The sequence below is a fragment of the Mogibacterium pumilum genome (genome assembly GCF_002243385.1).
Classification (GTDB): domain Bacteria; phylum Bacillota; class Clostridia; order Peptostreptococcales; family Anaerovoracaceae; genus Mogibacterium; species Mogibacterium pumilum.
In genome coordinates, this window is the sequence record NZ_CP016199.1 from 4,732 (window position 1) to 11,277 (window position 6,546).

General features: G+C 44.1%; 5 protein-coding genes, 1 pseudogene and 1 riboswitch. Of the genes and pseudogenes, 1 reads left to right on the top strand and 5 read right to left on the bottom strand.

Going from position 1 to position 6,546, the window contains the following annotated elements; translation table 11 throughout:
* Both AXF17_RS00030 and AXF17_RS00035 read right to left on the bottom strand, forming a co-directional pair.
* Window positions 1-1,082, bottom strand: a pseudogene (locus AXF17_RS00030) (indolepyruvate ferredoxin oxidoreductase subunit alpha); the annotation flags it as partial.
* A gap of 252 nt (window positions 1,083-1,334) precedes the next feature.
* Window positions 1,335-2,051 carry a pentapeptide repeat-containing protein gene (locus tag AXF17_RS00035; RefSeq protein WP_094233242.1) on the bottom strand — a complete coding sequence of 239 codons (717 nt, stop codon included), beginning with the start codon at window positions 2,049-2,051 and terminating at the stop codon, window positions 1,335-1,337.
* A 353-nt stretch (window positions 2,052-2,404) separates the two neighbouring features.
* Window positions 2,405-2,577: riboswitch (Lysine riboswitch) on the top strand.
* Between the two features lie 95 nt (window positions 2,578-2,672).
* Between AXF17_RS00035 and AXF17_RS00040 the strand changes: the two genes are divergently transcribed.
* On the top strand, window positions 2,673-4,325 hold the full coding sequence (locus AXF17_RS00040) for a Na+/H+ antiporter NhaC family protein (protein ID WP_094233243.1): 1,653 nt from the start codon (window positions 2,673-2,675) through the stop codon (window positions 4,323-4,325).
* A 118-nt stretch (window positions 4,326-4,443) separates the two neighbouring features.
* Here AXF17_RS00040 and AXF17_RS00045 read toward each other — a convergent pair whose 3' ends face one another.
* From AXF17_RS00045 to AXF17_RS00055, 3 genes are all read right to left on the bottom strand, one after another.
* A complete protein-coding gene (locus tag AXF17_RS00045) occupies window positions 4,444-4,932 on the bottom strand; it encodes a hypothetical protein (RefSeq protein ID WP_207651559.1) in 489 nt (162 codons plus the stop codon).
* An 8-nt stretch (window positions 4,933-4,940) separates the two neighbouring features.
* Entirely contained in the window at window positions 4,941-6,281 is a 1,341-nt protein-coding gene (locus AXF17_RS00050; RefSeq protein WP_094233244.1) for a penicillin-binding transpeptidase domain-containing protein, read from the bottom strand.
* Window positions 6,282-6,309: 28 nt separating this feature from the next.
* Window positions 6,310-6,546, bottom strand: a 237-nt coding sequence (locus tag AXF17_RS00055; RefSeq protein ID WP_169711279.1) for an FtsW/RodA/SpoVE family cell cycle protein, incomplete at its 5' end; no start/stop codon positions are given.

Consider the following 6,546-nt stretch of genomic DNA (forward strand, 5'->3'; position numbering starts at 1 on the left):
TTAATCATGAGACCTTTCTTCTTCTTGATTGCCTGGAAGAATCCTCTGTAAGGGCTGCCTGCGCAGAGCGTTGGAGGACGTACAACATACTGAAGTTCTGAATCATAAGACTCCGGCTTAACTCCTGTAAGTGCCTCTCTAACGATATCTGTGTTGAGCTCGTCAAACTTTGGAATCTGCTGATTTCCAATGCACTCAATTCCGTGAATCTCTAGGAACTCCTGTAGATATGGATCCATTTCTTCGATTACGTATACCTTGTCTACCTTGCTGCAGAAATCCTTGATTAGATCTGTAGGTAGTGGGAATGTCATTCCTAGCTTGAGGTATGAAGCGTCCTCACCAAATGTTTCCTTAGCATACTGATAAGAAATACCAGATGTAACAACACCAATCTTAGTCGAGTGCCACTCAGGCTGGTTGATTTCTGTTTCATTTGCATAAGCTTCCATATCAGCTAGCTTAGTTTCGAGATTAACTCTCATCTTCTTAGCATTAGCTGGTGCGGAAACGTACTTCTCAATCTGCTTCTTGTAAGGAACGTACTCGTGCTCTTCTCTGTCGCCGAGTTCTACGATTCCCTTTGAGTGACAGACTCTAGTTGTTACATGGAAAAGAACCGGAGCATCAAATCTTTCAGAGAGACCGAATGCCATCTTCATGTAATCCTTACACTCCTGAGAGTTGGATGGTTCTAGCATGAGCAGTCTTGCTGCCTTTGCATAGTTTCTGTTGTCCTGCTCGTTCTGGGAGCTGTGCTGACCCGGGTCGTCAGCGGATACGATAACAAATCCACCTGTAACTCCAGTGTATGCGACTGTGAAGATAGGGTCTGCTGCTACGTTAACACCTACGTGCTTCATAGCACAGAATGATCTAACACCTGCAATGGATGCACCGATAGCAGCTTCTGCAGCTACTTTCTCATTAGGAGCCCACTCTGAGTACACATCATCCTTGTACTGAGGCATATTCTCGAGAATCTCGGTGCTTGGAGTACCGGGATAGGCCGAAGCAAACTGGCAGCCGCCTTCGTACGCGCCGCGTGCAATAGCTTCGTTGCCCGACATAATTACTTTCATCTACTTACCTCCTTAAGTTTAACCGTATTAAACTTGTCATAAATATACTTGAATTATACAAATGAACATAATAATCGTCAAACAATGTATTTTCTCTATTTTTTTGCTATTTTGTACTTTTTGACAAAATATCCTGCGCTTAAAAGAGAATATTTGTTTGTTTTGCCTTTATTTGTGTAACTTTCACTTTATTATTGTAAAGATTTTATATTTTATTTGAAAATAATTTAGCGCATAATATTCGTTTACAGACTAGACTGTTTGGTATGCTATACACTGTTCTCTTTCCATAAAAAAGTGTATCCCTCGAGATGAATCTTTCCATCGATCTGTTTCAAATCCGTTAGCCGGCTCTACCCATTTCCCTCGCTCGTAATAGAAATCCGGATCCACTGTCGACTGCGCCCAGTCATAGCTAACCGTCTCGTCTATGCTCTTGATTGACAGCACCTTGGCCTTGTCGCATCTGCACGTTTCCCTTGTCGCAGAAACTCGCCTTGCCTCTCTTGGAACGAGGAGCTGAACCACTCTGAGTTCAGAGCAGCATTTCCACGCTATAAAGGCTCCTGTCTCTGGTGGTACCTGCTTATACCACTTAGTATTTTCGTCTACGATGATGCCATCGAGGTTAGCGTCCTCGAGGACTGCGGCATACAGATTTGCTCCGGAAATGTCGCTGTCCGAGAGGTCGATATCGCGGAAGATGGCTTCGGTCATATCGGTATTGACGAAACGGCATGCATGCATCGGGCACTCTCGGAAGAGTGTGCCCGATATACTGGAGCCGCTGAAGTCGGCGCCAGCGAGGTTGCAGTTCTCGAAGCTGCAGAGCTTGAATGTAATATTTGTTAGATCGCAGCCTTCGAGGTCCGTGTCCTTGATGGCGCTCTCTTCTATAGTAAGTCGTTCAGATTTATCTCTACCTGCTACTAGATTTATAATCTCATCTGAAGTAAATTCCTTATTCACAAGTCTTCACCTCGCTTTGTTTATACAACAAGGTTTTAATCATCATGTATTTGTCTCGCTCTAAAAAGTTCTAAAGCATTCGTCATCAGCTTCTTAGTTCCGCGGAGTTTAAATATAAACAAATTGCGTGCATCTAACACATATATAGTATAACACTTTTTATATTCATATTATATCATTAATCCCTCTAATTAGAACGGACCGACGGTTTGTCTACAATCTAATTTTCACATTTTTGTACATTGACTTTTATACCTGTTGTGAATTTTCACAAAGAAATTAATATTTTTTAGTTTTTTACTTGACATTTAACTAAAGTTGAGATTAATATAAGAGTAGCTTTTGAATAAGACTGACTCGATAGAGGTTGCGGAACTCAATAGTACTTGGTAGCTACAGCGTGGGAAGCTGCTACCAAGGAAAGGGAAATCCGCCGAAGGGAATATCGCCCCAACGATATTTTCTGGGACGGTGCAGAATATGCGCCGAACTGTCACATCGTAAAATGTGGAGCGCTATCAATGGTATATAGCTAATGCTTATTTGCATTACTTACGTACGAACCATGGATACGTTTCAGACGTTATTCATGGCTATTTTATTTATACGGAGGTTTTACAAATGATACGCATTAACAGAAGTAGAGTTATGTACGTGTTTGGACTTGCAGCACTATTTATCGCCGCTATGCCACTTGTGGCTATGGCTGCTGACAGCAAGCCAGCTGTGTATGCAACAGCATGGGCAGTTCTGCCGCCTATTGTTGCTATCGGGCTCGCACTCATCACAAAAGAAGTGTACAGCTCACTATTCATCGGAATCCTTGCCGGTGGACTAATTTATTCAGGGATGAATTTCCCGAAATTCATGAACCATGTAATGATTGACGGATTCGTTACTTCGCTATCTTCGGCTGGAAATGTCGGAATACTCGTATTCCTAGTTGTCCTCGGCATGCTGGTAGCGATGATGAACCTATCAGGTGGTTCTGCAGCTTTTGGAAACTGGGCTGCTCATAAAATCAGAACTCGCCGTGGCGCTCAGTATTCGACTGTTGCTCTCGGCCTGCTCATCTTCGTCGACGACTACTTCAACTGTCTCACAGTTGGCAGCGTTATGAAACCACTGACTGATAAATACAGCATATCAAGAGCAAAGCTCGCTTACTTAATCGACGCAACTGCTGCTCCTGTCTGCATTCTCGCGCCAATCTCATCTTGGGCTGCAGCTGTCAGCGGATTCGTAGAAGGCAAAAATGGTCTAAGCATCTTCATACAGGCTATCCCTTACAACTTCTATGCGCTACTCACCATCGCTATGATGTTCATGATCATCACTATGAGCTTCGATTATGGGAAAATGGCGACTTACGAGAGAAATGCTGTGGAAAACGGAGATATTTTTACAATACAAGATACTGCTGTTCTAAAGAACGATGGTGATGCTGATACTGTTCACCAGGGCATAGTTATTGACCTTATGTTCCCTGTAATCGTTCTGATCATCTCGTGCATCACCGGCATGCTTTACACTGGTGGATATTGGAAGGGGGAATCGTTCGTAACTGCATTTGCGGGCTGCGATGCATCGACTTCCCTCGTTCTTGGAAGCGTTGTTGCACTAGTTATTACAATAGTTTATTACACGATCAGAAGAGTCGTTCCTTTCTCGGAGCTTATGGAGTGTGTACCAGAAGGTTTTAAATCAATGGTTTCGCCAATACTTGTTCTGACGATGGCTTGGACTCTCAAAACTATGACTGACTCACTCGGTCTTGCACAGTTCGTTGCAAATATGATGGATAAGGTTCCTGGCGGATTCGTTATGGTAATCCCAGCTCTGTTCTTCCTCGTATCATGCGCACTAGGTTTCGCATCCGGTACATCATGGGGAACATTCGGAATCCTCATCCCTATTGCATTAGCGGTAACTGCAAACAGACCTGATATGATGATTGTCCTAATCTCATCCTGCATGGCTGGTGGAGTTTGCGGTGACCACTGCTCACCAATCTCTGATACTACTATCATGTCATCTGCTGGTGCAGCTGTTAGACACCTTAGCCACGTTGAGACTCAACTACCTTATGCTGTAACGGTTCTCTCCGTATCAGCGATTTGCTACGTAATTGCTGGCATCATGGAATCGCCATGGGTTGCACTTGCTGTAGGTCTCGTACTCCTATACGTAATTCTGCGCTTCTTCAAGAAAAGAGAAGGTTCGTACGTGGTAGACGAAGTTCAGACTATTGAGGCTGCAACTGCTCAGGGCTAAAGCGAGATAAATAAACATACCTACGCTTTGTACATGTTGTTAGATTGACTTTAATATAATAAGAAGAAGGAGCCATCACTGCTGTGTGTTGGCTCCTTTCTGTATATATCAATCAGAGTTACATAAACGGGATTATATGCAGTGCAGCCGCTACGATAAATAACCCTAGTAGGATGAACATGCTTCCGATAAGGCAGAACGCCTTCTTGCTATTACTATTTACACCTTGCGGATTTAACTCCTTTATATAAAATCTTGTAGGCGAATGTTTGTCGTAAATTATAGTGATGGGAATCTCATCCTTGTGCTCACATTTTCTCAAAAATGAAGCCTTGCTATCTGAGCCAAAGAACGTTTTGCTATATCTGAGGCTTTTACCACTTTGACTCTTGAAGAAAATCTCGCAGTCACACTCGAAGCTATATCTCGTGCTTCTAATCTCGATTACCTTTAGGAAGCCTTTCGTTTCAAGTACATTTGTGCCATCTACCACTAGATTATTAATGTCCTTCTCCTTGCCTGAAGAGAGTCGTCCTACAGATATAAACATCCAACCTATTAATATCATTATAAGAGCTATAAAATACATCATCTCATCTGTTACCATTAGTAACCCTAGTTATTCTCTACTAGCGCAAGCAATGTCTTGTAAGCCACCGGTCCTGCAACTTTATAGCCTGTACCACCATTTCTAACCCATGCCACAAATGCATACGGATGGTTCGCATCATCTATGAACCCAACGAACCACGCATCTGGCGTTCCACTACCAGTCTCGGCTGTTCCAGATTTTGCATAGATATCTAGTCCTCGAAAATTGCTTTCTCCATAGGTGACCTTGACATCATTTTTCATCATATTCTTCATCTTTTCGGCTGTTCCACTGCTCAGATATTTACCGAGCGAGTCGCCACCTGTTACCTTCTTGAGGAAGTTCGATGAACCGATGATGTAAGGATTTATAGCCTTGCCGTCATTTGCAATAGCTCCAATGTAAACCATCATCGACGCAGGATTTACGAGATCCTCCGCCTGCCCGATTCCTGCCCAGCTTAGCTTGACAGGATCGTCCTTTGGGAAGTTAAATGTACCCTTCGCGGTCTTGATTCCGTTTATATCGAGTGAGTTGGTAAGCCCAACCTTCTTGACGTAATCCCTCATGGTACTTGCACCAACCTTGCGAGTAATCTCGCCAAATGCACCGTTACAAGACTTGGCAAGCGCCATCTCGAAGTCAACATGTCCGTGCGCCTGCGTGCACTTTATTGGTGAACCGTTTACATACGTAACACCAGAGCAGTTGAACTCGAAGCTATCGATATCGTCAACGTTGTCGATTGCAGCTGCTGCCGTTACAGTCTTAAATGTCGAACCCGGCGTGAGCCTTCCCGAGAGGAAGGTATTGAAATATTCAGATGAGTTTGAGTTTGTCGGTAGTGTTCCCTGTGGATCCACCGTCGGTGTGCACACCATAGCCATTATCTCACCTGTCTTGTAATTATAAACTGCCACCATTCCCTGTCGGTTTCCGAGCGCCTTGTATGCGGCAAGGTTAGCCTTGGAATCTATGGTCAGGTTAATTTTACTTCCGTCTTTAGTCGTGTCATAAGTACCGTTGAGCAAATCGTATCCGATGAGCTGCGGTCTAAACACGTTGATGGCTCCCGTAGCGATATTACCCTTTGGATCTCCAACCGCATGAACAGTCGCCCTTCTAAGCGATGCATCGGACGGATAGACGAGTCCATCTTTTGTGCAGTTAAGCAGCATTACACCATTTCGGTCATAGATAGTACCGCGATTAATTTCACCGTTTGTATATATTTGTCTGTTGCCATAGAAGCTCGCCCAATCTTGCCCCTTGGTCACGAATCTCCATGTAAAAATCAATATTCCTATGAATAGCGACGCGGCAAGCAGCAGGCAGATATTCGCTCTTCGCTCTAGTTTCCGCATGTGCTACCTCCTTTTGTCTTAATACGCATCAAGGCCTCCTCTTAATCGCGAGACTGGCATCCTTACGCATGTCAGCAGCTTTGAAGTAGGCAAGCATCGCCCACGAGCACATCGCGCTCGTACCTCCTGTTGAAACGAACGGGAATGTAACTCCCGTCAGTGGGAATAGGTCTACCGCGCCAAATATATTTAGCATAGTCTGAAAAATCATCATCGTCGCTGCTCCGCACGCTGCTATCGTGTAGAACGCGGATCTTCCGGCTAC